Origin of the sequence: Myxococcus sp. CA005 (genome assembly GCF_006518205.1) — a bacterium.
GTDB classification, from domain to species: domain Bacteria; phylum Myxococcota; class Myxococcia; order Myxococcales; family Myxococcaceae; genus Myxococcus; species Myxococcus xanthus.
Window position 1 is genome coordinate 46633 of record NZ_SRLV01000026.1, and the last position, 26292, is coordinate 72924.

The following is a 26292-nucleotide window of genomic DNA, read 5'->3' on the forward strand; positions in this document are numbered from 1 at the left end:
CGTCAATGAACCCCACGATGGTCTTCTGGCTGTTCGCGGCCGCCTTTGGCGCGAGTGCCCTCGGCGGTGTGCTTGGCATGGCCAGCGGCATCTTCATCGTGCCTATCCTCACGCTGTTCTTCAGCATCGACATTCACGTGGCGATCGGCGCGAGCATCATCTCGGTGATTGCCTGTTCGTGCGGCAGCGCTGCGCCGCTCCTGAAGAAGCGCCTGACCAATATTCGGCTTGCGATCGTCCTTGAGACAGCCACCACACTCGGCGCGCTGACAGGCGTGTTCCTGATCGGCATCGTCTCGAATTCGTTTCTGTATGGCCTGTTTTCTTTTATTTTGGCGCTATCCGCAAAGCAGATGCTAGCGCGGCGGCGCGAAGTGGAAGTGGTCGCTACCAGCGGGCCAAACGTGAAGAGTCTGGCCACGGTGCTACGCCTGCATTCGAGCTTTCCCGACCATGCATCGGGCCGCGACGTGCCTTATCAGGTTGGTCACGTGCCAATCAGCCTGGCTCTGATGTACGGGGCTGGCGTGATCTCGGCGCTGCTCGGTATCGGCTCCGGCGTGCTCAAAATCCCTGCCATGGATACCGCCTTGCGGCTGCCCATCAAGGTCTCGTCTGCCACATCGAACTTCATGATCGGCGTGACGGCCGCAGCGAGCGCTGGCGCCTACTTCGTGCGAGGCGATATCGACATCGGCATTGCGGGGCCTGTCGCACTTGGCTCAGTCGTCGGGGCGCTCGTCGGGGCGCGTTTGCTGATGAGGCTGCCCGCTGAGAAAATTCGCATCTCCTTCGTGGTGATCCTCACCCTGCTTGCGGTTCAAATGCTCCTGAGCGCCCTGGGTGTTCAGTTCCTCGGAGGGTCGGCATGAAGTCTACGACCAATCGCCTTGATCGAAGCGAGCAGCGCATCGCCGGACTGCTTTGGAACGGCACTTGGCTTGCTTCAGCGCTCGTCGCCGCCGGGATGGCCTTGGGCGCGACACATGACTTCTGGAGTGTTCTCGCCCCCAGCCTCAGCGGCTACGACGTGATGAAAACCGGTGTGGCCTTGTTCATCATCTTGCCCATCGCGCGTGTGGCGCTGATGCTGGTCATGTCCCTGCGCGAGCGCGACTACATCTATACCGCGATTTCGGTGTTCGTCCTGGCTGTCATCGCGGCCGGGGTCATGGTCGAGCTGTGAGCCTGTGACATGCTCCCGAAAAATGGACCGGGTTGAGAGTGGGCCCTCCACTGGGGGAACGTACGGGACGCCAGCAGGAAGCGAGAAGCCACCTTATCCAGTCTTGCGCGACAGGTAGTAGACGTTCGCGCCCGGGTCCGTGTGCGTCGCTTCCAGCGCGAGCCTGTGCGCGCGCAGCAGGTCGCGATACCCGTCGACGCTGTACGAGTGATAGCGGAACGGCACGCCATTCATCGGCTCGCCGTCGATGGAGCCGTGGGCGTCGCCCGAGGTGAAGAGGAACGCGGCGCCAGGTTTCAATGCCCTCGCGATATTGGCGATCGCCTGTTCCTGCTCTTCGTGGCGCAGGTGGAACAAGACCCCCCACGCGATCGCGGCATCGAACGTCCGCTCATGAAGCTCACACGACTGGATGGGCGCACAGCTCACCGGCACGTGGGGGAAGTTCACTTGAAATCGCGCCAGCAGCTCGCGGGAGCTATCCACGCCCATCACGTGGCAGCCGTGCTCCAGCAGCACCCGCGTCAGCGGCAGCCCAGTGCCGCAGCCAACGTCCAGCACCCAGGCACCGGCCGGAAGTGAGGCCGCGAGCGCTGTCACTTCCGGGACGCCCATGCGGCCTGCGCGTTGGGATGCATACCAGTCCGCGATCAAATCGTACTCGTGCACGCATCAACCTCGCCTTCGGCAACATGTTCTAGAGTGAACGTCCATCTCACCACGCCCTCCATCTGAGCACGTCGATGGGCGCACGGCTCCCGCGTCGTCACAGTTGGGTCACACCCTCAGGACGAGACTCGCGAGCGGAGGTGACTCATGTCCCATTCGCTCTGAATGGTGGCTGCGAGGTCTCCTGGGAGTCTCGCCGGTGCCACTGTCCCCAGTGGGTTGCGAGCCCACGGCTCCGGCGACGCCCCCTCGAGGCCACGAGCCGATGACCGCGCGAGGCTTGACCGTGTCCGATTTTGCGGGGGCGACTCCAACGTCCTCCTCGTCCGACCCAGACCATCCCGATCCCGGAGCCGACACATGCACCGACTACTTCCGCTCATCGTGCTGTTCCTCATGGCCTGCGGCGACAAACCTGGCAAGCCGCCACCTGCCGAGCCAGGGCCATCGAACGCTCCCATCCAGGGCTCGCTGACAGTCCACTCGCGACTCTGGGAGGACATCGGCGACCCGAGCCAGCTCATCGGCATCTATGTCCTGCTTGGGGATGGGAGCCGGTTCCGGCAGCCACTCGGCCAGGATGGTGTCGCGCGCTTCGTGGACCCCGACATCCAGGGTCCACAGGATGTCACCCTGCTGGCGGTTTCCACGGAGAAGACCTTCGCCGACACCTACCTCGCCCTGGAGCAACCAGAAGTCTGGCTCCAGCAATACACGAAAGAGGATACCGGAGGAGAGACGGGACAAGCCACCCTGAAGGGGCGCATCACCGGGAGGACCAGCGTCATCCAGGACGTCATCGTCGCGAGCGCCGACCAGCAGGGCCATGGCAACTCCACGAGGGCGGCAATAGACGGCTCGTTCGAAATTGATATTTCGGGGAGCGGAGTCATGCCTGTGCATCTCTTTGCCATGGAGTACGTGAATTCGACACGTCGCTTCGGACTCAAGAGCAACATCACGCTCCAGGCCGGGCAGACACTTGACGACGTGGAGATCGCCCTAGACCGCGCCGAGGACCAGTTTCAGCAGGTCAACGTGGAGAACATCGAACCCTACGGCACGGAGGCCCTCGTCACGATGGATTACAAACTCGGCACCATGTACCTCTTCAGGAGCATGGCGACCGGCGCTCCGCCGCTCCAGCTTCCCTCGATGTTGCTCACCCCGCCATTCGACCTCCTCCGGGTGGTCACGACGGTGATCGTGGGTTCCGATGGAGCGGCTGGAGTCACCTCCGCGAGCGCAACGGTCCTCACGGAGGGCGGCTCGTCCTCTGTCGTGACAATCCCCCCTCCCCTTCAACTCACCTCGATTCCACTCGGCACCATGGAGGCGCCGGCCGTCGCTCGGACCGAGGGCTTCACCTTGGCGTGGAGCGTGGTCCCCACCGCGCAGGTGGTGCATGCGTATCTCAACGCTCAAAGCAGTGACCACCAACTCGTCTGGAGATTGACGGCCCCTAGCAACAGGACATCGTTCACGCCGTTCGAGCTACCCGCGGAGCTGTCGCCTGTAACCCGACTCCCTCCAGGGCTGGCATCCCTCTCGATGTCGGCCAAGAACAACGGTGCGGACCGAGCCTACGCGGATCTCTTCAATCAGTACGAGTCCCCCATCCAACAGGGAGGGACGTGGTCCCTGTCTCGGCAAGGCTTTGTGAGACTCGTTGAGTGAAGGAATGGCCGGAGTGGCGATTCCACCCCTGAATCCGGTTGCTCCGTCACGGCGCGCACGGGTCTAGCGAAGGCCCGTGCTGACGAAGCGGAGGCGGAATCGCCCTCGAAGGCTCAGGGCGAACCATGAGTTGCGCTCTACCCGCTGTCATCGCTCCCGGCTGCTCAATGCCTGCAGATACTCAACCGTCGCCGTGACGCCACCGCAGACGATCACCGCGATGCGTGACGCGGCGGCAAGCACCGTCGATGCCGCGTCGAGCGCGGCCAGTGCGGCCCCGCACGCGGGCTCCACCAGAATCCGGTGTTCGTCGAGAAACCGCAGTGAGGCGGCCACTGCTGCCGCATCGGACACAACGATGTTCTCGACCGTATGGCGTGTCGCCCACTCAACCGCCGCGTCGCAAGGCCGCTTCGCGCCGAGCGACGTGGCGACACTCGTAATCGCAGGCAATTCGACTGGCCGCCCCTGCGCAATCGAGCGCGCATAGCAGTCTGCGCCTTGGGTCTCGGCCGCGACAACCGGCACATCGCCCCAGCCGTTGCGAGCCAGCCCTTCGAGAACGCCGCACAGCAACCCGCCGCCGCCAACTGCCAGCACGACTGCGTCGGGCTTCGGTCCGGCTGCCGCCATCTCGTCGATCATCGTTGAATGCCCCTGCCACAGCTCTGGCTCGTCGAATGGATGCACGAACGCGTCATGAGGGCTGAGCACGGATTGCGCAAACATGTTCGCCTCTGCCCAAGACGCGCCGTGGACGATCAACTCCGCGCCTTCGAGGCGGATCAGGTCGCGTGCGCGCGCGGACGTGCTCTCCGGAACAACGACGAGTACCGGCACGCCGAGTTCGCGCCCCGCATAGGCGACCGCAATGCCCGCATTGCCACCCGACGACGACACGAAGCGACGGCTGCCTGCCGCCCGCCGCGCGTCACATACCGCACCGACGCCGCGCAGCTTGAACGAGCCGGACGGCTGCATCGCCTCGAGCTTGAACAGGACGTCTTTGCCGAGCCGGCGGGATGCAACTTGCGAACGGATGTAGGGCGTCTGGATATGGAGTGGCATATGACGAAGTGCGACAAACGTCCGCAACATGCGGACAGTTGTCGTGACCCTGGACAACCTAAGCCGCGCTACTCATACTTTCTAATACTCTTCAGTGCAGCCCGTCATGCCTATTGAGTATATCGACGGAACGGACAGGCATCTCATGCGACAGGTCGAATTGCGCCATCTGCGCTACTTTGTGGCAGTCGCTGAGGCCGGCAGCATGATGGCCGGCGCCCGCGCACTCGGGATTGTGCAACCCGCGCTTTCCCGACAGATCCGCGAGCTTGAGGAAGCGGTCGGCACCCCGCTACTCATCCGCCGCTCGACGGGTATCGCACTCACAGCAGCCGGCGCGAGCTTCCTGCAGGACGCTACGCGCCTACTCGCCGAGCTGCAGGCCAGCCGCGAGCGCGCGCTGCGCAGCGCGGCCGGCCAACTCGGCGAGCTGCGTCTCGGCGTCCTACCGAATTACTTCCCGTTGCCGATGGTGTCGAACGTCCTCAAGGCCTTCCGGAGCGCCTGCCCGGACGTCATGCTGTCGATCACGCCAATGCTATCAGCCGAGCAGGCGACTGCGATATCACGCGGCGATCTCGATGGCGGCATCATGGCGTGGCGACAGAGCGAGGCACCGCATCTGTCAGGCATGCGGCTGCTACGCGACCGATTCGTGCTCGCGATGCTATCCACGCCGGGCCAGCGCTTCCGCGCGCCTCGTCAACTGGCCGAACTCGCAGGCGCGCCGTTCGTCTGGTTCGACCCACTCCGGTCCGCAGCGCATCACCGGTTCTTGCTCGAGCAGTGCCGGCGGGCCGGCTTCACGCCGCGCATCGCGCAGGTCGGCAGCGACATCCCGACGCTCATCGGACTCGTCGCAGCCGGAATGGGCTACGCGTTCGTGCCGGAGAGCATTTCACCGACGTGCCCACGCACGGTGCGGCTGGTCCCGATTGACGAGCTCGACGGCCGCTTCGACGTCGAATTCGTGTACGACGGCCAAGCGAACTCGCCGGTCGTGCAGCAATTCCTCGCGGCGCTGCGCACGACCGCCAACACATGAGCGGGACCCCACCGGAGGTCGCAGCATCGACAAGCGCTGCATGTCACGTGGGACACAAGATGGTCAGCTCGGCACGTCCGCCGAGGCGACAGCATCCCTGACACAGGGGGCACGTGCCCTGGCCAGGTGGGGCTGGGGAGTGGTTGCACCTCGGGCGCCTAGTGCATGCTCGCGGCGGCCATGGCGGTGAACGACACGTCCCGCCCTGCCCGCTTGGCCTCCAGCAACACGGCGCTGTTGATGAGCCCGACATGGGAGAACGCCTGTGGGAAGTTGCCAAGCTGGCGGTGCAGCCCGGGGTGGTACTCCTCGGCCAGCAGCCCGAGGTCGTTCCGGATGGAGACGAGGCGCTGGAACAGCGCCCCCGCCTCGTCGAGGCGCCCAACCATGGTGTAGTTGTCGACGAGCCAGAAGCTGCAGATGAGGAACGTGGCCTCATGGCCCGCCAGTCCGTCCACGCCCGTCTCGGCCAAGTAGCGCTCCACAAACCCAGCCTTGGTGAGGCCCTTCTCGATGGCGGCGACAGTGCCCAACATGCGCGGGTCATCCGCAGGCAGGAAGCCCATGTGCGGAATCAGGAGCACGCTCGCGTCGAGGGCGTCCGAGCCATAGGACTGCGTGAAGGCCCCCACGCGCGAGTTGTAGGCACGCGCCAGGATGTCGGCGCGGATCTCCTCGCGCAGCGCGCGCCAGCGGGGCAGGCGCTTCTTCAGTTTCTCCGGCGCGTTGGCACCGAACTGCTCGACGAAGCGGACGCCTCGATCCACCGCGACCCACGCCATGAGCTTCGAGTGCGTGAAGTGGAGCTGGCGCTTGCTGCGGATCTCCCAGATGCCCTCGTCCGGACGCTGCCAGCTCTTCTCCACGAAGTCGACGAGCACCTTCAGCGTGTCCCAGGGGAGCGATCCGGCCTCCTGCACCCCGTACACGCGCGCCTCGTACATCGCGTTCAGCGTTTCACCGTAGACGTCGAGCTGGAACTGGCCGTACGCGCCATTTCCGATGCGCACCGGCCGGGACTCCTCGTAGCCGGGAAGCCATGGCAGCTCGACCTCGGGGAGACGGTGCTCGCCGGCGACGCCGTACATGATCTGCGCCTCATCCGGAGCGCCAGCGACGGCACGCAATAGCCAGTCGCGCCAGGCCCGCGCCTCATCGAGGTAGCCTCCTCGCATCAGCGCCTCGAGCGTGAGGGATGCGTCTCGAAGCCAGCAGTAGCGGTAGTCCCAGTTTCGGACTCCGCCGAGTTCTTCGGGGAGCGACGTGGTCGGTGCCGCGACGATGCCTCCGGTCGGCTCATAGGTGAGCGCCTTCAAGGTGATGAGCGAGCGCACCACGGCGTCGCGAAAAGAGCCCTCGTATCGGCACCGGCTCGCCCATTCACGCCAGTACTGCTCAGTCCGCACCAGGTCCCGCTCCGCATCGACAGGGTGCCCCGGCGCAGCCAGGTGCGACGCATAGAACGTCAGCGAGCAGGGGAGCCGCTCACCTGCGCGGACGACAAAGTCCGCTTCCAGGCGGGACGCATCCCAGTCCGGTACGAGCGGAACCGGGCTGATGTATGCGAGCGCGTCCGGCCCCGAGGTCAGGGTGGCGCGGTGGCTGTTGCACTGAATCCAGGGGGTCAACTTGCCATAACCAAAGCGCACCCTGAGGTCGGAATGCATCGGGACCTCACCTTCGAGTCCCTCGACAATGCGGATGATGTCGTGCTCAGTCTCCCCCGGAGGCATGAAGTCGATGATGCGCGCCCGGCCGCCGTCACAGGTAACCTCCGTCTCCAACACCAACGTCTCCGGCCGGTAGCGCTGCTGGACGGCCCGGACCTCCACCGCGGGCCGGAGGCTCCAGTAGCCATGCTCGTTTGTGCCGAGCAACTTGGCGAAGCAGGCATCGGAGTCGATGCGCGGCAGGCACATCCAGTCGATGGAGCCGCTCCGAGATACCAGCGCAATGGTCGTCAGGTCACCGATAAGGCCGTAGTGCTCGAGGGGGGATGACATGTCTGGACATTGGGATGTGAGACGGGCTCGCGCAACGCTCCGCCCCGACGCGCCCGGGCAGCGGAGTGAGCGTCAGCCGCGTCGGCCCGCCATCAAAAGGCCCCGGGCCGGCGGCGGAGCAGGCCCCGGGCCGGAGCCCCAGGACTTCTCACTCATGAAGCCAGTTGGACCACCTGCTTGATGCCACCTGATTCCGTGAGGAGCGCGGGCGCCTCCTGGATGGGAACCCGATGGGTGATGAGGGCGCGCACGCTCTGCGGGAACAAGAACATCGCTTGCTCCAGCTCGCGGAGCGCCAGCTCGTAAGCGCTCCGGCTCGCATTCACGGTCCCGAGGAGCAGTTGGTTCCTCAGCACGATGTTGCGCATCAGGGTGTCCGTATCCACGGGGTTCGGGCCGCCGTGCGCGGGAATGCCTGTGAAGATGAAGAGCCCATTGGGCCCCAGCGCATCGAGGGCCGCGAACGCGACCTTCGACATGCCCACAGCCTCGTAGATGATGTCGAACGTCCCGACCTTCTTTCCGAGCTCCCCAAGGAGCACGTCCTGTCCGGAGACGTAGGTGGCACCGAAGGAGCGGATGAGGTTCGCGCGCTCGCTGGCCGCGGGCTCCAGGGAGTAGACGAAGGTGTCAAAGTGGTTCACCACCATGCTCATGGCGCCCAGGAGCCCCACCGGTCCGGCGCCGAGTGCCAGGGCTCGCACGCGCGCGCGCTCCCAGGGCAGCCTCCGCTGGATGGCCTGTACTTGCTCCGCGGCCTTGGCGGCCACGGAGAGCGGCTCGACCAGCACCGCCACGTCGGAGAGCTTGCGGGGCACCACGACCAGGTGCCCCTCCTCTTCCACCACCCACTCCTGGAGGAAGCCGTGCGCCGCCTTGATGCCCCGCTCCCGGAAATCCCCCGTGACACAGAAGTCCTGACGCTCCGCGCGACAGGGACGGCAGCGCGCATGGGGACAGGGCCGGCGAACGGTGGGGACCACGAGGTCTCCCTCGCGGACCAGGGTGACGTCCGGGCCCGTCTCCACCACCTCCGCGAGCGCCTCGTGCCCGAGAATGAGGTGGTCGGAGTCCGGAGGAGGCGTCCCGTATTCAAAGGCACCGATCTCCCGGTCCGTGCCGCAGATGCCCACTTCGAGGACCTTCAGGAGCACCTGAGAGCCCGTCACGGGCCGAGGCTCCGGCGGGTCGACGAGGCGAACCTCGCGCGTCCCTGGAAACACTGCCACCGCATGCATGCCGCACCTCGCTCAATGACGGGTATGTCTTTCAAATAGGCACGCCCTCGCGACGGAATGCAGGGGCCGGACGGCCGCACCGTGCGGCAGTTCCACGCCCTCGTCAGCCGGGCAGTGCGAGTCGGCTCCCTGCCCCCGCCAGGCGACAGCTTGATTCGCGGGTGAGCGGTGCACACCGATGTGCCAGGGCGACGAATGACACGAAGGGGGGCATTTCGCAGCCAGGCATGGTGGGACAACGATGCAAACCCGAAGAGGCCCCCGCCTACCGGCCGGGCGCTCATCCGCGCGTGCGAGGCCCCCCGGTCAAACCGGAGGCCTCGGACGCATGCGTGACGCCCGCATCGACGACCCACGGCTGCAATTCGACTGGAATCAAGGCGCTGCCAACGGGAGGCGGAACGACACCGCCGATGCACCATCCATCCTGAACACCAGCCCCGAAGCCGCGCCGCCCCCCGGATGAGCCCCCGCACGAGGGTAGCAATACGCACACAGCAATACGCACACGGAGGAGAGCCATGGAGTACGCATCGATTCTCGGCATTTCGGCCCCTGCCAGCCGCGTGGGCCTGGGGACCTGGGCCATGGGCGGGTCGCAGTGGGGCGGCACCAACGACGACGAGTCGGTGCGGACCATCCACGCGGCGCTCGACCTGGGCATCACGCTCATCGACACCGCGCCGGCATACGGCTTCGGTCACTCCGAGAAGGTCGTGGGCAGGGCGCTCGCCGAACGAGGCGGGCGTGAGAAGGTCGTCGTGGCAACCAAGGTGGGCCTGGAGCGGCGCGGGGACGGAGTCATCCGCAACTCGTCGCGACAACAGGTCATCCAGGAGCTCGAGGTCTCGCTGAGACACCTGCGCACCGACTACGTCGACCTCTACCAGGTCCATTGGCCGGACTTCTCCACGCCATATGAGGAGACTGCCCAGGCGCTGCTCGACCTCCAGCGCGCCGGAAAGATCCGCGCGATCGGCGTCTCCAACTACTCCATCGAGGCGATGGAGCGGTTCCGGAGTGTGGCGCCGCTCGCCTCGGCGCAGCCCCCGCTCAACCTCTTCGAACGGGAAGCCTTGGAAGACATCATCCCCTGGTGCCGCACGAATGGCGTGGCCACCCTCACCTACGGCGCACTCTGCCGGGGACTCCTGACCGGGACGATGAACAAGGACACCCGGTTCGAAGGAGACGACCTGCGACAGACCGACCCCAAGTTCCTGCCTCCGCGCTACGCACAGTACCTGCAGGCCGTCCAGCGGCTCGCGCAGTTCGCGCGCGAGCGCTACGACAAGGGCGTGCTCCCGTTCGCGGTCCGCTGGGTGCTGGACCAGCCCGGCGTCACAGTGGCGCTGTGGGGAGCCCGCCACCCCGGCGAGTTGGAGCCGCTGCGGGACGTGATTGGCTGGAGACTCGACGACGAGGCCCTGACGTACACGGACTCGGTGGTGAACGAGTCCGTGCCCGAGCCCGTAGGCCCCGAGTTCATGGCGCCCCCGGAGCAACGTCCGGAAGAATCGGGCGAGCGGCCAGGGGCGCCCGCCTGACCCACGCTGGAGGCATCCTGCGCTGCTGTCCGAGCCGAAGCCATTTCCTTCGCTTCAGGACAAGAAGCGCGGACCTGATGCAGCTTCTCGACCGACCCGCGTGCCCCGGCTTTGCCCGAGGCCCGTGACGTCCTGGCTCAGAAGCACCTTTCCGAGGTATCGAAGGACGAGTTCGCCACGTACTTGCAGGTGCAGTTGCTCACCTTGCAGTTGAACGAGGCGTTCTCCTGACAGAGCGAGTCCACCTTGCGCCAGGCCATGATGGGCATATCCTCGAACTCGTCCTCGTGCAGGTACAGCGTGTCCCCCTTGACGGCGAACGCATAACGGAAGGTCTCGTTGAAGGCATCCTCCCTGGTCCCGTAGCAGGAACTCGCCGTGGTGATGACCAGGTGGTTCCCATCCACCTTCCAGGTCCCCAGGATGTTCCCCCAGCTGCCGCCCACCTTGAGGACGGACTTGCCCTTGAAGAGCAGGGCGCGCGCGTCCTCCGAGCCGCGCTCCAGGCGATACAGCCCCTCAGGCACCGAGCCTCCCTTCAGCGCGGGGGCGTCCGTCACCGGCGCCTGGTCCGACTCCCACGAGGTACACCATCCGATCGCGTCGCACTTGAGTGCGGAGTCCCCATCACCATCGCTCGAGTCACCACAACCCACCGCCAGCATGGAGAAAAGCACCAGGTACCGCGTCATCGCCTTCATGTCGTCCTCCCGAGGAGTCACGGTGGGGGAATGAACACCCCCTCCTGACAGGGAGAGACAGGCCGGGCGACACCGTTGCAGGAAATCGACCGAGCCCCTCCGTGACAGCGTCCCAGCGCCTCCCAGGCGCAGCGACTGAACTGTGGGTAGGCCCAGGGGTGCTCACCCAACCTGTGGCCTGGATGCCCTGGGAGGGAAGGTCCGGGCCTCTGCCAGGATGGCGCCTGGGTGACGGGACGCCTTGCGCCATGTCCGGGAAATTCGAACGAAGGCCTGTCACGCTCATCGGCCGTGCCGCCTAGAAGGCGCGAGGACGGCACGAGGCCCGTCCCAGAGGACCTTCTTGATGCATGCCGCTGTTGACTTCGCGCCGGAGCAGGAACAGGTCGTTTGCGCGGGCCGGAGGGCGCCTGCTCGTGCCCCGATGTCGCTGGGTTGACCGATTCACAGGGGAGCAGGGTGACTTCCCTCGAGGTACGGGCCTGAACCGGAAGCATTCAGCATGAGCGTGCGCACGGTCTCTGAACTCGATGCGCTGATGGCACGGCTCGCCGAGGGCGACCGGGTCGCGTTCACGCGTGTCTTCGAGTTGCTCTGGGGCCCCATCCAGAAGCTATGCCTGAGCCTGCTCAGGAACGAAGCAGACGCCGCTGACGCCGGCCAGGAAGCGATGCACAAGATTCTCGAACGCGCCTCCGACTTCGACAAGACCCGTCCGGCGATGCCCTGGGCCCTCGCCATCGCGGGCTGGGAGTGCCGGACCCTGGCGCGCCGCCGAGATCGCCGGCGCGAATCCCAGGCGGACGCCATGCCCTCGTGCGCCGGACCTCACGCGGAGGAGGAGTTCCTCCAGCGGGACCTGACCGCCGCCGCGATGGCCGCCCTGGGAGAGCTCTCGGAGTTGGACCGCGAGGTGCTCATCGCCACGTTCTGGGACGAGGCCGCGTCGGTCTCTGGCGCCACGCTGCGAAAGCGCCGGGAGCGCGCACTGGACCGGCTCCGAAAGACTTTCAGGAGGCTCTATGGGCTCGACTGACATCCAACTGCTTCAACGACGGGTGCGCCGGACCTACGAGCTCGCGAGGCTGCGGCGCGCGCTCGTGGGCGTGCTCCCGATTGTCGTCGTCACCGCGATTGCCGCCCTTCTCGCGAGCCGGCCCGCGCCACCTCTCACGTTCGGCCTGGCGACAGCGCTCATGGGAGCGATGATGCTCTGGCACGGCCGCGATCCGCAGAAGGCGTTCCTGCCTGGCGTCATCGCGGGGCTCGTCCCGCTCGCGCTCGCGCTCGGCACCGGCACCCTGCACACTTGCGGCACAGCCAACTGCTCCTTCTTGTGCATCCCTGCGTGTGTGCTCGGCGGTGTGGTCGCGGGCATGGCCGTGTCGGGGGTCAGCCTCCAGCGTCGCGCGGGCCCCTGGTTCTGGGTCTCTGCCTCCGGACTCGCGCTACTTACCGGCGCCATGGGCTGCGCGTGCATGGGCGCATCGGGTATCGTCGGCCTTGGCATGGGCTTCGGAGCAGGGATTGTTCCTGGCCTCTTGCGTCGCGCTTTCAGCAAGAAAGAATCCTGAACAAACGCTCTTGATTCTCGAACGCTCGCCGATGCTCGGACTCGCACCATCGCCCCGAATTTCCTCGGAGCGCTGGCCTCCGCCTGGTCATGAGACGTTCGGCCGCTCGAGAATCGTTAACTCCGGCTTGGCGGAGACCCTTCAAAGGGAGACATGACGATGAGAGCCAATCTCTGGGCTGTAGTGGGACTGATGATGCTCGCGGGGGCCTGTAAGCAGCAGGCCGCGCCCGCCATGAAGGTGACGCCAGCACCTCCAGCCCTTGAACAGAGTGCGGGGCAGCAAGGCCACCTCACCCTCGTCACGGACCGCAGCCTTGTCTGCATGGTGAACGACCAGCACATGGGACAGCCACAGATTCCCGTCGAGGTCAGCGGGCGCACGTATTACGGCTGCTGCGAGATGTGCAAGGACCGGCTCGCGAATGACGCGACGTTCCGGACCGCGACGGACCCGGTGAGCCAGCGGCCCGTGGACAAGGCGACGGCCGTCATCGGCATCACGCAGGACAACTCCGCGCTCTACTTCGAGAACGACCAGACCTTCGCCGCCTACTCGCGTCAGGCTGCGGGGGCGCCCCGGTAGGTCTGCGCCCGCTGGAAAGTCCCGGACGCGGCCCTCGAATGGCGTGGGCGGCCTCGTGAGTCCCCGCAAGCGCTGCCCCCGCCGGACCCCAACGAATCTCAAGGTGTCACGCTCCACACCTGACGCGCCTAGGAACACGTCGATTCAGCCAGTTCGCTCGCACGCATCCGCGGACGGCAGGCTCGGCGCACCTCGTCGCTGTGCGTGAATCATCAAGGAGATGTCGTGTACGGGTTTGCATTGCTCTCGCGTGGCGCCGCCGCCATTTCAGGCTTCGGCGCCATGCTCGCCGTTGCCTTATCTCCGGCCGAAGCCCTGGCTCAAACGTTGACCCTGCGCGAGTCATTGGACACCGCGCTTCACAACTACGGCGACATCCGCGCGAAGCAGTCTCGTCGCGACGCGGCTGAGCATGATGTGTCATACACCCGGAAGAGCTATCTCCCTGACGTCGTGCTGTCGGCGCAGCAGACATTCGGCACTGTGAATGCCCTGCATGGGACGCTCTATTCTCCTGGCGGACCCTCCAATGCATCGACCAGCCTCCCGTTGCCGGAGCAGAACTGGAACGCGGCGTTCGGCGCCTTGTACTCGGTGCTCGTCCACTGGAACGTCTCCACCTTCGGCCGTCTCGACCGGCAGATTGAGCTGTCGGAGAGGACGCACGAACTGAAACAGCGCGAGCTCGAACTCGCGCGGTTCCAGCATGGGGTTCGCGTCACCCACGCGTACCTCAACCTATCGACCGCTCAGCGCATCACCCACATCCAGAAGCAGAGCGTGGCGCGCTTCGAGGTCGTGCTCGAGTCCGTCCAGAGCCACGCCGAGAACGGATTGGTCCCCGGGGTGGATGTCTCCTTCGCGCGCGCCGAACTCGCCAACGCCAGGTCCCTCCAGCTCAAGGCCTACGACGCCGAGCTCCTGGCATCGAAGGAGCTTGCGGTCCTGATGGGCGTTCCGTTTCGCGAGTTCCAGCTCGAGCCGACGTTCCACCAGTCGACGCCCGAGTCCGGCGAGCCAGCGCACGTCGCGCCCGGACATCCCGTCCTCGCGGAGCATGAAGGGAAGGTCCGCCGCAGCGAGCAGGAAAAGAAGGTGGCCGCGGCCGAGGGCCTTCCCACGCTCTTCGCCTTCGGAATGTTGCAGGGGCGCGGCTCGGGCTTTCGCTCCAACTATGCGCAGGACCCGGGCGCATTCTCGAGCGGGTACCTCGGCGGGGTAGGCATCGATCGGGGCAACACCCTTGTCGGGTTGGGATTGAGCTGGAACCTGGCCTCCGTGCTGCGCAGCTTCTCCAGCGAGGCGGCGCGGGACGCGCGTACCCGCGCGCTCCACCAGGAGCAGGAGTTGGTCACCCAGGAGCTGGTTGCCCAGGCGCGCTTCGCCGAGCACAAGTTCGACCTGGCGCGAGAGGTGACCCACCACGCCGTGTTGCAACGGGACGCCGCCACGGAGGGGTTCCGGCAGAGCAAGGCCCGCTACGACAGTGGGCTCGGGACGATTGTCGAACTCACCCAGGCGACGTTCTCCGCGACCCGGGCCGATGTCGACCTCGAGCTCGCCCAGAACGGCATCTGGCAAGCCCTTCTCCTCAAGTCGGCCGCGGCCGGTGACCTCAACGAATTCCTGCAGCAGGTCCGTGGAGTGAAGAAGCAATGAGCATCCTGAAGGTCTCCTTACGAAGGCCCATCACCGTACTCGTGCTGGTCGTCGCCATGGTCTTCTTTGGTGTGCGTGCGGCCGGAGACATCAAGGTCGACGTCCTGCCGGAGATGAACCTCCCTGTCGTGTACATCGCGCATACCTTCAACGGGTATACGCCGGCACAGATGGAGGGGTACTTCACGAAGATGTACGTGAACATGATGCTGTTCACGAACGGCATCAAGAACATCGAGACGAAGAACTCCCAGGGCCTGACCCTGATGAAGCTTTCGTTCTACGAAGGCACCGACATGGGGCAAGCGGTCGCGGAGATCAACGCGCTCTCGAATCGCTCCCAGGTGTTCCTGCCCCCCGGTGCGCCTCCCCCCTTCATCATCCGCTTCGATGCCTCGTCGCAGCCGGTGGGACAGCTGGTGTTCCGCAGCGAGAGCAAGACCAACAACCAGCTCCAGGACATCGCCAACTTCACCGCACGGCCGTTCCTCATCTCCATCCCCGGCCTCACGACGGCGCCCCCGTTCGGCGGCAGCCCGCGCACGATTGAAATCAACATCGAGCCGGAGAAGCTGCGCGTGCACAACCTCACGCCCGAACAGGTCGTGGAGGCCATCGCTCGCCAGAACGTGACGGCGCCCTCCGGGAACGTCCACGTCGGCGACGTGACCTACATCACCCCGACCAACAGCACCCTTCGCGCCGTGGAGGACTTCGGGAACATCCCGCTCCTCAAGGGCTCGGTGGCGAACGTCTACGTCCGAGATGTCGCGACCGTGAAGGACGGAGCCGACATCGCCACCGGCTACGCCCTGGTGAACGGCAAGCGCTCCGTCTATCTCAACGTCGCCAAGGCGGGGAATGCCTCGACGGTGCACGTGGTGCAGCAGCTCAAGGAGTCCATCCCCCGAATCCAGAGCAACCTGCCCGACGACGTGCACATCTCCTACGAGTTCGACCAGTCCGTCTACGTGGTGGGGGCTCTGAAGGGGCTGATTGCGGAGGGCGTGCTCGGCGCGGTGCTGACGGGGCTGATGGTCCTGCTGTTCCTGCGTGACGTGCGCTCCGCCATCATCGTCATCATCACGATTCCCATCGCCATCATCTCCGGCGTGCTGTTCCTCAAGCTGTTTGGCCAGACCATCAACATCATGACCTTGGCCGGCCTGGCGCTCGCAGTTGGCATCCTGGTGGACGAGAGCACGGTGACCATCGAGAACATCCATCAGCACCTCCAGCGAGGCAAGACGGTGGCGGTGGCGGTGTGGGACGCGTGCCTGGAGATCGCCTTCTCGAAGCTGCTCATCCTGCTGTGCATCCTCTCTGTCTTCGCGCCCGCCCTCACGATGGGCGGAATCCCCGGGGCGCTCTTCCGACCGCTCGCGCTGGCCATCGGGTGCTCGATGGTCGTCTCCTTCCTCCTCTCGCAATCACTGGTGCCGGTGATGGCGAACTGGATGCTCAAGCAGCACGGCCCGCCCCCGGGCGGTGAGGGCGCCAGCCCCTCCCCTGGACGCGTGCGCCGCGTGATTGAGGGCATGCTGCCGCACAGGAAGTTGCTCGTCTCGGCAGGCGTGGGAGGCCTCATCGTCCTGGCGGTGGTCTCGCTCCAGCGCATTGGCAAGGACGTGCTGCCGAGAGTCAACTCCAGCCAACTCCAGTTGCGGCTCCGCGCGGCGGAGGGAACCCGAATCGAGAAGACCGAGCAGGTCGTCCACCAGGCAATGGGCCTCGTCGAAGAAGTCGTGGGCGCCGGGAAGGTCCGAATCTCCTCGGCCTACGTGGGCCAGCACCCCTCATCGTTCGCCATCAGCCCCATCTATCTCTACAACGCGGGCCCCCACGAGGCGCTCCTGCAGGTCGCCTTCGAGGGCGGCGTCGGCGACATCGACGCGTTGAAGGAGCGCATCCGGCAGCGAGTGCGCGAGGCGATGCCAGACGTCCAGGTCGCGTTCGAGCCCGTGGAAATCACGGAGAAGATTCTCGGTCAGGGCGCGCTGTATCCCATCGAGGTCCGGTTCTCCGGGATGAAGAAGAAGGTCAACGAGAAATACGCGGGGATGCTGCTCGAGAAGCTCCGGGGCATCCCCTATCTGCGAGACCAGCAGGTGCAGCAGTCGCTGCGCTACCCGGTCCTGAACGTGGAGGTGGACCGGATTCGCGCGGCCCAGTTGGGCATCGACATGCAGGACGTCACGCGCTCCCTGACCGCGTCCACGTCGTCCTCGCGCTACACGTCCAAGAACATGTGGGTCGAAGGCATGATGGGCATCGCATACGACGTGCAGGTCCAGACGCCCGCGAGCGAGCTGAACAGCGAGCAGGACCTTGCGCAGGTGCCGCTGTTGAAGAACGCGAGCCGCCCCGTCCTCGGGGACGTGGCGACCATCACCCCTGGCATCGCGCACGGGGAGACGCACAACCTGGGGACCATGGCGTTCGCCTCGGTGACCGCGAATATCCACGGCAAGGACCTGGCGCAGGCCCGGCGCGACGTGCAGGCGGCGATTGCATCCATGGGCGAGCTGCCCAAGGGCGTCAACGTGCAACTGGCGGGACTCTCCGTCGTCCTCGACGACACCATGCGCAGCCTCGCGAACGGGCTGGTGGTCGCGGTCCTGGTCGTCTTCCTGCTGCTCGCGGCCAGCTTCCAGTCGTTCCGGTTGGCCACCGTGGTCCTGACGGCGGTTCCGGCCGTCGTACTGGGAGCGGTCATCTCCCTGCGACTCACCGGCTCCACGCTCAACCTCCAGTCCTACATGGGCATCATCATGGCCGTCGGTGTCTCCATCGCCAACGGCGTGTTGCTGGTGGCGAGCGCCGAGCAGCGCCGGAAGGCGGGCGCGAACGCGCCCCTCGCCGCGCTCGAAGGCGTATCGCTGCGCGTGCGTCCCATCTTGATGACGACGCTGGCAATGCTCGCGGGAATGCTGCCCATGGCCATCGGGCATGGGGAGGGCGGCGACCAGATGGCCCCCCTGGCGCGAGCAGTCATCGGTGGCCTGAGCGCGTCGACGCTGATGGTGCTGTTCGGCCTGCCGCTCGCGTTCGCCTGGGCGCAGGACGCGGTCCCTACGACGTCCCGGTCTCTTGACCCTACCGATGTGGAGAGTGAACACCATGCCATGGAAGCAGCCTGAAATGCGTACACGAGCGAACCGCTGGTGCATCCTGCTGACCCTCGGTGGGTTGGCGAGCGTGAGCGGCTGCCGGACCGCCGAGCCCTCCATGGAGGCCACCGTTCCCACCGCGCGCGCAGCCACTGAGACCTTCCGGGTCGAGGCATCCCGGCTGGCGTCGAACCTGCGACTGCCGGCCGAGCTGGTCGCGGACCAGACGGTGGACGTGTACGCGAAGGTCAACAGCTACGTGAAGCACCTCCGAGTGGATATCGGCGACGTCGTCAAGAAGGGCGACCTGCTGGTGACGCTCGAAGCGCCGGAGATTGAAGCGCAGCTCGCATCCGCCAGGGCGCGGTGGGCCGCGATGGAGGCGCTCCATGTCGCGTCGAAGGCAAGCTACGAGCGCACCGTGCGGACCAGCGCGACCGAGGGTGCCGTGGCCCACGACGCGGTCGACCAGGCGCGGGCGAAGGAGCAGGCGGATGCCGCGCAGGTGGTCGCCGCCAAGGCGCACTACGACGAGCTCCTGGCCATGCGGAGCTACCTGGTGATGCGGGCACCATTCGACGGCGTCGTGACGGAACGGAACGTGGAGCTCGGGACCTACGTGGGACCCTCGGGCCGGGGCTCGCACAAGCCGATGCTGGTGGTGCGGGCCGTCCAGAAGCTTCGGCTCCACGTGTCGATTCCAGAGGCGTACAGCCCCTATGTCCACCTGGATGAGACAGTGAAGTTCACCGTACGCTCGCTCCCGGGGCGCGAGTTCTCCGCGCGCATCACCCGGAGGGCGAGGGCGCTCGACGCGGAACTCCGCGCGGAGCGAATCGAGGCGGACGTCGACAACCCGGACGGGGCGCTCCTGCCCTTGATGGTCGCCGACGCGAGCATTGCGCTCTCCTCGCAGGGACCCACCATCATGATTCCCCGGACGGCGCTGGTGGAGAGCGGAATGGGCACCTACGTCCTGCGGGTGCAGGATGGCGCGGCGAAGCGCGTGCCTGTCTCACGCGGCATGCGTGCCGGCGAGAAGGTCGAGGTATTCGGCGCGATTGAGACTGGAGACGTGCTCGTGTTGAAGGCGTCGGAGGAGATGAAGGACGGAATGGCCGTTGCCGGCGGCTGAGCTCCGCCCAGGTCGGCATGAATCGTCAACTGGCCGGGCACCGGAAGCGGATGGGCGGGTGTGCATAAAACTGCACACCCATCATTCGTCTCTTTGATTGGAATATTTCCAGGACCGCCATGTACAACCGCGCCTGTCGGCGGGCTGCTCGCTCCAAGCGAGGGACCGCAAGACAGCGCACACCTCCCGCTGGCGGCCGGGCCTCTGGGCACTCATTGGACGAATCATGTCGATGAGCCGTTCACCCGCATTGCCTCTATTGCTTTGCCTGACCGCGTTGGGATGCTCGGAGCCAGAGCCATCTTCTCCGACTCCCGACGCGGGCCCTACTCCGGATGCGGGCCCATTACCCGACGCGGGCCCTACTCCGGATGCTGGCCCCGCTCCGGATGCGGGGCCGGACGAGGACCCGGCCCTCCAGGTGCGCATCCAACGCATGCGACGCTACCACTCGCCCGGCGGAGTCGAGATGCGCCCCGAGGACTTCGAGAAGACGCCCATCTCCCTCTTCGTCGCGGACGGAACCTCGCTGAACGAAGTTCCGGGGAGAATCGGCGGCCCTGGAGAGTTCATCTTCTCGAACGTGCCGGACGGAACGTATTACGTAAAGGTGGGCACGGACTACGTCGTCACCCGCGCTCGTGACGTGGACCTGAGCATCAACCTCATGGGACGCCCCGATGTTCGGTTGCAAGACAGGTCATTCGCCTATGTGGACATCGCGCTGACTCACTTGGAACCCTGGCAATACAGCCCCTTCCCAACGCCACCCGAGGCGCCGGGCTCCTCGCTGGAAATCATGTCCGAAGAAGTTCCCCTCTCCGCGACTCTGGCGGTGTCTGACGGACTCGCCGAGGGCCAGACCTCATGGAACAACTCGGGTAGGAGTTTTGACAACGCGGACACTGTTCCAGTCTTCGAACGAGAACGCGGAGATAGGATTTGGGTGCACCAGTACGCCCCGCGACAGGCCGAGGCGCTGCCCGATGGCACTCCACTCGGATACAGCGCCATCGTGCGTTCCGCTCAGCTGGCCCCGCTCGACTTCGACGGCACCCACCTGATGCCCATCCAAGGAAGCCTCCAAGCTGTGCCCAGCACGCATTCACTCTCCGTGGACTGGAAGGTCTCCGACTTCAAGGCTCTCGCCGAGCAAACGCATCCAGGCGCCCAGGCGCGTCCTCTCGTGCTCTCCATCGTCACCACCATCCCCGGGGAAGCGGATGTGAGGGTTCCCACGAATGGGCCCATCCTCGCGGCGATGTTGCGCCCACCCTCCATGGCGGAGGATGTCCAGACCACCCTCGTCTATGGCAACCCCTATCCCTCCAGCCGGGATGTGCTGGTTCGTGCTTACGTGAGCCTTCGCATTCCCCGCGCCCCCGGGGCGAATCAGTTTTTCACCACCGGCTCAATTGCATGGGTGGACCGTGTTGCGAACCTCTCGGGCCGGCCCATTCGTCCCCTTGTACAACCGCCCCGTGCCTTGATGGTGGATGGGGCCGACGGATACCTCCCGAGAACGCTCACCAGCGGACCTCAGGTCATCTCCTGGCAGGCGCCTGCGGACGGCGCGCCCGACGGCTATGTCGTGTCATTCGGAGCCCCCTCTCGCGTGGGTGGCGAACGCATCTACCTCGCCGGGGACGCGACCTCCGTCGTCATTCCTCCGGACCTGCTTCCACCCGGCACCTCCTTTCTCCACATCGACGCGATTCGCTCGGAAGGATATGCGCGCTCCGGACAGCCAATGACCGCGTATGACCATGTTCCGAGAGGCAGCGCGACCACGGTCAGCGGAGCGTTGACCCTCCCCAACTCCATCCACTGACGCCAGCGCTCGGCGGAGTCGGCGCTGGTACATCCTCACCGACTCCGTTGAGGCTTACTGTTCTGCTTCGTCTCAAGCGCAGTGGGGACGGATGGCATCAACGGCTTCACCCTGGAGCCGAAGCGCTGGAACGGCGACGACTTCTTCGAGCCCCGCGGCGTCAGGGTGGTCTCCGAGCGCCTCGCCAGCCTCGTCACAGAGTCGGTCGCTGCCTCATGCGTGCGTCCAAGCCCCCCTGGGCAGGGCGTCATCGCGAGTGAACGAGGCGCGCACGGTCATCATTCACCCCCGGGTCAACGCTACGCGAGCGCGACTTTGTACGTAGGCAAAGCATCTGCCTGTCCGCGCGACTGTCAGGGATGCGTCGTATGACTTGGCCTGCCGTCACGTGCGAGGCATGGACAAGCACCAACTCCGTGCTCCAGTGTGCGCGGCACCAACGCTCCTGACTCAGGGATGAAGGCATGAAGACGAAGCTCGCCGCGGTGACACTGGTTGCATCCCTGCTCGCGTCGTCCGCCGCGTGGGCCGCGGTGACGGTGCGCTATTACAACCGCGATTCGCGCGACCACTCGTGGTCCGTGGTGTGTAGCGGCGTGAAGACGTCGGTGACGTTCGGCAAGAGCCAGACGGCCTCCGTCACCATCCAGGGCTCCGGGCCCTGCTCCGTGAAGACGGACGCGGGAACCGTGGTCCTCAAGGGCGGTGAAGACCTGGAAATCAAGGACGGGCGCATCCTGGTGAAGTGAGCGCCTGCCCGCCCGACGTCCGCAGCTTAGGTTAAATCCGGACCAATTTAACCTACCTGAGCTCAAAATAAGACCAGTCCGGATTGAATCTAGCGCGAGCTCGCCACATCCTGCATTGCGTCAGTCTTCCGGGTGGAGGCGCAATGAAGAAGTGGTTCGCGATGGCCCTTCTCGTGGGTGTGGGTGTGACGGGGTTGCTGGTCGAACCGGCGGCGCAGTTGAAGCAAGGGGGGCCCATCGACACCTCGGACACGGCGTGGATCCTCACAGCCACGGCGCTGGTCCTGCTGATGACGCCGGGACTGTCCTTCTTCTACGGCGGCATGGTGCGGCTGAAGAACGTGGTGTCCACGCTGCTGCAGAGCTTCATCGCCATGGCGGTCATCAGCCTGATCTGGGTGGTGGTGGGCTTCAGCCTGTGCTTCGGCGACAGCTTCCATGGGCTCATCGGCGACCCGCGAACCTTCTTCATGTTCAGCGGCGTGGGCGGTGAGACGCACCCGGACCTGGCACCCACCATCCCCTTGATGCTGTTCGCGCTGTTCCAGCTCAAGTTCGCCATCATCACCCCGGCGCTCATCACCGGCGCGTTCGCGGAGCGCGTGCGCTTCAAGGCGTACGTGCTCTTCATGGTGCTCTTCACGCTCGTCATCTACGCGCCGCTGGCGCACTGGACGTGGCACCCGGAGGGCTTCCTCCGTCAGTGGGGCGTGCTCGACTTCGCGGGCGGCACGGTGGTGCACATGTCCGCGGGCTTCGCGGCGCTGGCTGGCGCGCTGGTGCTGGGCCGCCGCAAGGTGCACGTGGAGAACACGACGCACGCGCCCGCCAACATCCCCTTCGTGATGCTGGGCACGGGCATGCTGTGGTTCGGCTGGTTCGGCTTCAACGCGGGCTCGGCGATGTCGGCCTCGTCGCTGGCCACGCTGGCCTTCGCCACCACCAACACGGCGTCCGCGGCGGCGATGCTGGGATGGATTGCCTTCGACTGGCTGCGCGGCCGCAAGCCCAGCGCCATGGGCGCGTGCATCGGCGCGGTGGTGGGCCTGGTCGCGGTGACGCCCGCGGCCGGCTTCATCACCGTGGGGCAGAGCATCTTCGTGGGTCTGGTCGCCAGCTTCGTGAGCAACGCGGCGGTGCACTTCAAGAACCGCACCCCCGTTGATGACACGCTGGACGTCTTCCCCTGCCACGGACTGGGCGGCGTGGTGGGCATGGTGCTGACGGGCGTGCTGGCCAAGGACGTGGGCCTCATCCACGGCGAGACGCGCACCTTCATGATGCACATGCTGGCGCTGGTGCTGGTGTCGGTGTTCTCCTTCGCCGGCTCGTTCCTGCTCTACAAGTTGGTGGACCGCATCGTCCCGCTGCGCGTCACCCGCGAGCACGAGGAAGAAGGCCTGGACCTGAGCCAGCACGGCGAGACGGTGGGCGAGTCCATCATCGCGGCCGCGCCACAGCCCGCGCTCACCGCGACGACGGCGGTCGCCACCGAGCCAGCGCCGGACGCATCCCGCCTGCCTCAGCCAGCCTGAACGACACCGAAGTCCTGTGTCGCGTGCCGCCGCTCGGAGTCCCGGGCGGCGGCCCCGTTCGAAGCCTGAGCAGCCTCAGCTGCTCTTCTTCCTCGCCGCGGGCGCGCGCCCCTTGCGTGCCGCGGCCCGGGTGGGCGCGGTTTCCGGCATGGGGCCCGTCGAGGGCGTCCCCGTCTCCACGGTGGGCTTCTGCCGGCGCTTCAACCGGCGCGGCGGCAGCAGGTCCGGTTCGCCGGGCACCTTCTGCGCCATGAAGATGGCGGCATCCAGCTTGTAGAAGCTCCGCGTCCGGTACCACGTCAGGGCGGACTCGTTGTTCTCCGCCACCTCCAGGACCAGGTGCGTACAGCCCCGCGTCCGGGCCAGGTGCTGGAGCTGATCCAACATGAAGCTGCCCACGCCCCGCCCCTGGTAGTCCGGGTGCACCGCCAGCTCCTCCACAAAGAGCGGCCGCATGCCCCGCTTCTCGAACCAGCGGGGGTTCACCCAGTTGTCGTCCCCGGTGGCCTCGAAGGCGCACTCCGAGTAACCGACGATGCTGCCGTCCACCTCATAGAGGAGCTGTTCGATCCACTCCGAGGTGTAGACCTCCAGGAATCGCCGCTTGGAGCGAGGCCGCTGGTATTCCACCGTCTCCCGGTTCACGTCCCGGAAGACGAGCTTGAGGAACTCCCAGGTCCGGTTCAGGTCCCGCCTGTGGATGCGGCGCACTCGGACTTCGAGTGAGTCCGGGGGTTTGGGAGTCTTGGCCTTCGGCATACGCCCGCCTCCTTAGCAGGCTGCCGGTGGGACGCACAGTCTCGTCGCGTGCTACGACCCGGCTGGGTGTACTGCGACATCAGGAGGGTTGCCTCATGGGGGGGTGGGAGGATGGAATGGGCGAAGTTTCCCCGGAATGCCCTGCCTGAGAGTCCCAGCCCCATGACCCTACCCGCTGACGGTGACCTCCGCATTGATGAGGTCCTGCGGAATACGTACAGGATTGTCTCCCTACTGGGACGGGGAGGAATGGGCTCGGTGTACCTGGCCCAACACCTGCGGCTTCCCGGCAAGCAGGTCGCGGTCAAGGTGCTGCGTGGCGGCGACCACCTGACGCCCGAAATCTTCGCGCGCTTCCGCCGGGAGGCGGAGATTGCCTCGCGGCTGGGCCACCCCAACATCGTCGAGGTGCTCGACTACGACACCCTGGAGAACGGCAACCCGTTCCTGGTGCTGGAGTACCTGCGCGGTGAGAGCCTCCAGGAGCGCCTGGCGCGCGGACGCCTGCCCATGGAGGACGTGGTCTCCTTCACCCGGCAGATGGGCTCGGCGCTCCAGGCGGCGCACGGCGCGGGCGTCATCCACCGCGACCTCAAGCCAGCCAACGTGTTCCTGGTGCCCACCGACTCCGGTGGCGTGGTGGGCGAGCGCGTGAAGCTGCTCGACTTCGGCATCTCCAAGGTCCTCAGCTCCACGACGGTGCAGACGCAGGAGGCGACCATCATCGGGACGCCTCAGTACATGTCACCGGAGCAGGCCCAGGGGAAGAACCGGGACATCGACGCGCGCACGGATGTCTTCGCGCTGGGGTGCATCGTCTACGAGATGATGGCCGGCAAACCCGTGTTCGGCTCAGGCAGCCTCGCCCAGATGATCTTCCGCGTCGTCTATGAGCCGCCCGAACCGCTGGCCCCGCTCTGTCCCGAGGCCACGCCGGAGGCCATCTCCGCGGTGATGCGCGCGCTCGCCAAGGGCGTGGACGAGCGCTACCCGGACGTCTCCTCCTTCATCGAGGACTTGACGGGCACGCCGCTGCACTCGCTGTCCACCACGGCGGGCAATCAGCCCGCCCCGCGCCCCCAGGCCCCGGCGTCCGGAATCGCGCTGCCCTCCACGGACCCGGCCTCACTCTCCGCCACCGTCCCGCCCGGAAGCCTGAAGGTGGCACCGGACACGGGCCGCGAGGGCTTCGATTCCACGATGGCGCCCGGCACCGGCCAGCAGGGCTTCAGTCCATCCACCACGGGGCAGATGGGCGTGGCGCAGGCGCAGGGCTTCAGTCCATCCGCCACGGGGCAGATGGGCGTGGCGCAGTTGTCCGCCGCATCGCTCATCGACCCGCCTGGCCTGGAGCCCACGCTCATCTCAAAGCAGCTTCCGGCCATTCCCGTGCCGGAACGCCCCGCTCAGCACCACACGGCCGTGAGCGTTCCCGTGCCCATCCCGGGCGCCGCCGAGGCCGATGCCGCCGCCGCGCTGGTGTCCGCTCCGTCCACGCCGGTCTCGCCGCCCCCTGCGGCAAAGGGGCGCGGTGCATTCATCGGCGCCACCGCGGCGGTCCTGCTGGCATCCAGCGTGGGACTCGTCTGGTGGATGAAGGGTGGGACCTCCGGCACGGGCTCGCCCACGACGCCCGTGGCAGACGCCCGCGCGCCCCAGGACGCGCGGCAGGCCAACGGTGCGCAGCAGACCAACGGCCAGCAGGCCAACGGCACGCAGGCAAACGGCACGCAGGCAAACGGCACGCAGCAGACAAACGGCACTGAGCAGGCCAACGGCACTGAGCAGGCCAACGGCACTGAGCAGGCCAACGGCACGCAGACTCCGCCGGACACAGAGAACCCGCAGCAGGTGGTGGTGGCCACTGTCACCCCGCCCGACAAGCCGACCTCTCGCCCGGTGACGCGTCCCGAGCCCAAGGAAGAACTTCCCGAGCAGGTCCGCAAGCTGTTGAAGGAAGGAGAAAGCGCGTTGGCCTCGGGTGACGCCAGCCGAGCCATCGCGCTGGCACGCAGCAGCCAGCGCACGAAGCGCTCCATCGCGGCGTATTCGCTGCTCACCCGCGCATACTGCCAGCAGAAGGACCTGGGCGGTGCGGTCAGCGAGTGGCCCAAGGTCGCGTCAGCGGAGCGTGCCAAGGTCAAGAAGTTCTGCCAGAAGCACGACATCGAGCTCTGAAACAGCGGGCCATCCGGGTTGGGGGGCCCTCATGCAACACGAG

Annotated in this window: 21 protein-coding genes; 15 read left to right on the top strand and 6 right to left on the bottom strand. The window is 66.2% G+C overall.

The annotated features are described in order from the left end of the window. The first annotated feature begins 5 nt into the window (after positions 1 to 5). Positions 6 to 872, top strand: a complete 867-nt coding sequence (locus FMQ63_RS14005; protein ID WP_011556106.1) for a sulfite exporter TauE/SafE family protein — start codon at positions 6 to 8, stop codon at positions 870 to 872. Then, positions 869 to 1186: a DUF1634 domain-containing protein gene (locus FMQ63_RS14010; RefSeq protein WP_011556107.1), complete on the top strand. Its 318-nt coding sequence runs from the start codon at positions 869 to 871 to the stop codon at positions 1184 to 1186. The genes FMQ63_RS14005 and FMQ63_RS14010 overlap by 4 nt, the downstream gene beginning before the upstream one ends. Before the next feature lie 93 nt (positions 1187 to 1279). On the opposite strand, the gene FMQ63_RS14015 is transcribed toward FMQ63_RS14010, so the two are convergent. Further along, positions 1280 to 1855, bottom strand: coding sequence for a class I SAM-dependent methyltransferase (locus tag FMQ63_RS14015; protein WP_011556108.1), 576 nt, complete (start codon positions 1853 to 1855; stop codon positions 1280 to 1282). Between the two features lie 360 nt (positions 1856 to 2215). On the opposite strand from FMQ63_RS14015, the gene FMQ63_RS14020 reads away from it, so the two are divergent. After that, on the top strand, positions 2216 to 3532 hold the full coding sequence (locus tag FMQ63_RS14020) for a hypothetical protein (protein WP_020478509.1): 1317 nt from the start codon (positions 2216 to 2218) through the stop codon (positions 3530 to 3532). Positions 3533 to 3679: 147 nt separating this feature from the next. Here FMQ63_RS14020 and FMQ63_RS14025 read toward each other — a convergent pair whose 3' ends face one another. Next, positions 3680 to 4630 carry a pyridoxal-phosphate dependent enzyme gene (locus FMQ63_RS14025; RefSeq protein ID WP_020480773.1) on the bottom strand — a complete coding sequence of 317 codons (951 nt, stop codon included), beginning with the start codon at positions 4628 to 4630 and terminating at the stop codon, positions 3680 to 3682. Positions 4631 to 4745: 115 nt separating this feature from the next. On the opposite strand from FMQ63_RS14025, the gene FMQ63_RS14030 reads away from it, so the two are divergent. Next, a complete protein-coding gene (locus FMQ63_RS14030; protein ID WP_011556111.1) occupies positions 4746 to 5645 on the top strand; it encodes a LysR family transcriptional regulator in 900 nt (299 codons plus the stop codon). 158 nt (positions 5646 to 5803) lie between these two features. Here FMQ63_RS14030 and FMQ63_RS14035 read toward each other — a convergent pair whose 3' ends face one another. Both FMQ63_RS14035 and FMQ63_RS14040 read right to left on the bottom strand, forming a co-directional pair. Continuing rightward, entirely contained in the window at positions 5804 to 7648 is a 1845-nt protein-coding gene (locus tag FMQ63_RS14035) for a glycoside hydrolase family 15 protein (RefSeq protein WP_011556112.1), read from the bottom strand. Between the two features lie 152 nt (positions 7649 to 7800). Beyond that, positions 7801 to 8817 carry a glucose 1-dehydrogenase gene (locus tag FMQ63_RS14040; RefSeq protein ID WP_228556417.1) on the bottom strand — a complete coding sequence of 339 codons (1017 nt, stop codon included), beginning with the start codon at positions 8815 to 8817 and terminating at the stop codon, positions 7801 to 7803. Between the two features lie 590 nt (positions 8818 to 9407). On the opposite strand from FMQ63_RS14040, the gene FMQ63_RS14045 reads away from it, so the two are divergent. Beyond that, complete coding sequence (locus tag FMQ63_RS14045; protein WP_011556114.1) at positions 9408 to 10433, top strand: aldo/keto reductase; 1026 nt, start codon at positions 9408 to 9410, stop codon at positions 10431 to 10433. Positions 10434 to 10570: 137 nt separating this feature from the next. Here FMQ63_RS14045 and FMQ63_RS14050 read toward each other — a convergent pair whose 3' ends face one another. Continuing rightward, positions 10571 to 11155 (bottom strand): hypothetical protein, encoded by a 585-nt coding sequence (locus FMQ63_RS14050; protein ID WP_011556116.1) that lies wholly within the window; start codon positions 11153 to 11155, stop codon positions 10571 to 10573. 481 nt (positions 11156 to 11636) lie between these two features. Between FMQ63_RS14050 and FMQ63_RS14055 the strand changes: the two genes are divergently transcribed. From FMQ63_RS14055 to FMQ63_RS14095, 9 genes are all read left to right on the top strand, one after another. After that, entirely contained in the window at positions 11637 to 12170 is a 534-nt protein-coding gene (locus tag FMQ63_RS14055; RefSeq protein ID WP_011556117.1) for an RNA polymerase sigma factor, read from the top strand. After that, positions 12157 to 12708, top strand: a complete 552-nt coding sequence (locus tag FMQ63_RS14060) for a hypothetical protein (RefSeq protein WP_011556118.1) — start codon at positions 12157 to 12159, stop codon at positions 12706 to 12708. Before FMQ63_RS14055 ends, FMQ63_RS14060 begins: the two co-directional genes overlap by 14 nt. A 159-nt stretch (positions 12709 to 12867) precedes the next feature. Continuing rightward, positions 12868 to 13293: a hypothetical protein gene (locus tag FMQ63_RS14065; RefSeq protein ID WP_225909513.1), complete on the top strand. Its 426-nt coding sequence runs from the start codon at positions 12868 to 12870 to the stop codon at positions 13291 to 13293. A 225-nt stretch (positions 13294 to 13518) separates the two neighbouring features. Next, a complete protein-coding gene (locus tag FMQ63_RS14070; RefSeq protein ID WP_225909514.1) occupies positions 13519 to 14952 on the top strand; it encodes a TolC family protein in 1434 nt (477 codons plus the stop codon). Further along, positions 14949 to 18092, top strand: a complete 3144-nt coding sequence (locus FMQ63_RS14075) for an efflux RND transporter permease subunit (protein WP_011556121.1) — start codon at positions 14949 to 14951, stop codon at positions 18090 to 18092. The genes FMQ63_RS14070 and FMQ63_RS14075 overlap by 4 nt, the downstream gene beginning before the upstream one ends. Before the next feature lies 1 nt (position 18093). Next, positions 18094 to 19197, top strand: coding sequence for an efflux RND transporter periplasmic adaptor subunit (locus tag FMQ63_RS14080; RefSeq protein ID WP_020478514.1), 1104 nt, complete (start codon positions 18094 to 18096; stop codon positions 19195 to 19197). A gap of 436 nt (positions 19198 to 19633) precedes the next feature. After that, positions 19634 to 21028 carry a hypothetical protein gene (locus tag FMQ63_RS14085; protein ID WP_225909515.1) on the top strand — a complete coding sequence of 465 codons (1395 nt, stop codon included), beginning with the start codon at positions 19634 to 19636 and terminating at the stop codon, positions 21026 to 21028. 464 nt (positions 21029 to 21492) lie between these two features. After that, entirely contained in the window at positions 21493 to 21777 is a 285-nt protein-coding gene (locus FMQ63_RS14090) for a hypothetical protein (protein ID WP_011556124.1), read from the top strand. A 143-nt stretch (positions 21778 to 21920) separates the two neighbouring features. Beyond that, positions 21921 to 23312, top strand: coding sequence for an ammonium transporter (locus tag FMQ63_RS14095; RefSeq protein WP_011556125.1), 1392 nt, complete (start codon positions 21921 to 21923; stop codon positions 23310 to 23312). Positions 23313 to 23387: 75 nt separating this feature from the next. Here FMQ63_RS14095 and FMQ63_RS14100 read toward each other — a convergent pair whose 3' ends face one another. After that, positions 23388 to 24071: a GNAT family N-acetyltransferase gene (locus tag FMQ63_RS14100; protein ID WP_011556126.1), complete on the bottom strand. Its 684-nt coding sequence runs from the start codon at positions 24069 to 24071 to the stop codon at positions 23388 to 23390. A 162-nt stretch (positions 24072 to 24233) separates the two neighbouring features. Between FMQ63_RS14100 and FMQ63_RS14105 the strand changes: the two genes are divergently transcribed. After that, positions 24234 to 26249 (top strand): serine/threonine-protein kinase, encoded by a 2016-nt coding sequence (locus tag FMQ63_RS14105; protein ID WP_011556127.1) that lies wholly within the window; start codon positions 24234 to 24236, stop codon positions 26247 to 26249. The last annotated feature ends 43 nt before the right edge of the window (positions 26250 to 26292 follow it).

Excerpts from the sequence above, each read along its gene's own strand:
- FMQ63_RS14005 (WP_011556106.1), top strand. The coding sequence starts at position 6 with ATGAACCCCACGATGGTCTTCTGGCTGTTCGCGGCCGCCTTTGGCGCG.
- FMQ63_RS14010 (WP_011556107.1), top strand. The coding sequence starts at position 869 with ATGAAGTCTACGACCAATCGCCTTGATCGAAGCGAGCAGCGCATCGCC.
- FMQ63_RS14020 (WP_020478509.1), top strand. The coding sequence starts at position 2,216 with ATGCACCGACTACTTCCGCTCATCGTGCTGTTCCTCATGGCCTGCGGC.
- FMQ63_RS14025 (WP_020480773.1), bottom strand. The coding sequence starts at position 4,630 with ATGTTGCGGACGTTTGTCGCACTTCGTCATATGCCACTCCATATCCAG.
- FMQ63_RS14030 (WP_011556111.1), top strand. The coding sequence starts at position 4,746 with ATGCGACAGGTCGAATTGCGCCATCTGCGCTACTTTGTGGCAGTCGCT.
- FMQ63_RS14035 (WP_011556112.1), bottom strand. The coding sequence starts at position 7,648 with ATGTCATCCCCCCTCGAGCACTACGGCCTTATCGGTGACCTGACGACC.
- FMQ63_RS14045 (WP_011556114.1), top strand. The coding sequence starts at position 9,408 with ATGGAGTACGCATCGATTCTCGGCATTTCGGCCCCTGCCAGCCGCGTG.
- FMQ63_RS14055 (WP_011556117.1), top strand. The coding sequence starts at position 11,637 with ATGAGCGTGCGCACGGTCTCTGAACTCGATGCGCTGATGGCACGGCTC.
- FMQ63_RS14060 (WP_011556118.1), top strand. The coding sequence starts at position 12,157 with ATGGGCTCGACTGACATCCAACTGCTTCAACGACGGGTGCGCCGGACC.
- FMQ63_RS14065 (WP_225909513.1), top strand. The coding sequence starts at position 12,868 with ATGAGAGCCAATCTCTGGGCTGTAGTGGGACTGATGATGCTCGCGGGG.
- FMQ63_RS14075 (WP_011556121.1), top strand. The coding sequence starts at position 14,949 with ATGAGCATCCTGAAGGTCTCCTTACGAAGGCCCATCACCGTACTCGTG.
- FMQ63_RS14080 (WP_020478514.1), top strand. The coding sequence starts at position 18,094 with ATGCGTACACGAGCGAACCGCTGGTGCATCCTGCTGACCCTCGGTGGG.
- FMQ63_RS14085 (WP_225909515.1), top strand. The coding sequence starts at position 19,634 with ATGCGACGCTACCACTCGCCCGGCGGAGTCGAGATGCGCCCCGAGGAC.
- FMQ63_RS14090 (WP_011556124.1), top strand. The coding sequence starts at position 21,493 with ATGAAGACGAAGCTCGCCGCGGTGACACTGGTTGCATCCCTGCTCGCG.
- FMQ63_RS14095 (WP_011556125.1), top strand. The coding sequence starts at position 21,921 with ATGAAGAAGTGGTTCGCGATGGCCCTTCTCGTGGGTGTGGGTGTGACG.
- FMQ63_RS14100 (WP_011556126.1), bottom strand. The coding sequence starts at position 24,071 with ATGCCGAAGGCCAAGACTCCCAAACCCCCGGACTCACTCGAAGTCCGA.
- FMQ63_RS14105 (WP_011556127.1), top strand. The coding sequence starts at position 24,234 with ATGACCCTACCCGCTGACGGTGACCTCCGCATTGATGAGGTCCTGCGG.